We start from the raw sequence: 464 nt of genomic DNA, 5'->3' as shown, positions 1-464 counted from the left end.
GAGTACTGACAACCCTGGTCTGAGTGAAACATCAACTCCTGTGTATTTGGCCTCTGACGTTGTATCGCGTTATTTAATGCCGCTGTCGCTAACGCTGCATTGGGTTGGCTTGATAAGGCATACCCAACGATTTCTTTGGTCCCTAAATCAAGTACACAGGCTAAATAACTCCACCCCTGATGTGATTTTATATAGGTAATATCACCCACCCAATGGGTATTATAAGTCGTAGGGTTAAACTGTCGTCTAAGCAAATTAGGTGCGTAAACTTGCTCCTCACCTTGATTTGGATAGTAATGCTTTTTCTTTGGCTTAATCGCTATTAATCCCAATTTTTTCATTACGCTAGCTATGGCGTAAACCCCAACCTTACAATTTAAATCTAATAAATCAGCCTGTATTCGACGTTTGCCATACGTCGAGTGTGACTCAGAGAAAGCTTGCTCTATCAATTGTATCTGAGC

Annotated in this window: 1 protein-coding gene; it reads right to left on the bottom strand. The window is 41.4% G+C overall.

Translation table 11 applies throughout. From position 1 onward, the window contains the following. Window positions 1-464 (bottom strand): DDE-type integrase/transposase/recombinase (locus AAEZ02_RS21870; RefSeq protein ID WP_351125041.1); only part of this gene is annotated, 464 nt, incomplete at both ends.

The sequence above is a fragment of the Shewanella sp. T24-MNA-CIBAN-0130 genome, assembly GCF_040310185.1.
Taxonomy (GTDB): Bacteria; Pseudomonadota; Gammaproteobacteria; order Enterobacterales; family Shewanellaceae; genus Shewanella; species Shewanella psychromarinicola.
This window is presented reverse-complemented; position numbering and strand designations above follow the sequence as displayed.